This window comes from Bacillus sp. IS1, from assembly GCF_032461585.1.
Lineage (GTDB): Bacteria > Bacillota > Bacilli > Bacillales > Bacillaceae > Bacillus > Bacillus velezensis.
Genome location: NZ_JAWCWR010000047.1, coordinates 1 through 255, shown reverse-complemented (window position 1 = coordinate 255; position 255 = coordinate 1). Strand labels below are relative to the sequence as shown.

Annotated in this window: 1 rRNA gene; it reads left to right on the top strand. The window is 56.9% G+C overall.

Annotated features, from left to right (window positions below):
• A 16S ribosomal RNA gene (locus RUW00_RS22910) occupies positions 1-255 on the top strand; the annotation flags it as partial.

Genomic DNA, 255 nt, shown 5'->3' with positions numbered 1-255 from the left:
AGCTTGCTCCCTGATGTTAGCGGCGGACGGGTGAGTAACACGTGGGTAACCTGCCTGTAAGACTGGGATAACTCCGGGAAACCGGGGCTAATACCGGATGCTTGTTTGAACCGCATGGTTCAGACATGAAAGGTGGCTTCGGCTACCACTTACAGATGGACCCGCGGCGCATTAGCTAGTTGGTGAGGTAACGGCTCACCAAGGCGACGATGCGTAGCCGACCTGAGAGGGTGATCGGCCACACTGGGACTGAGA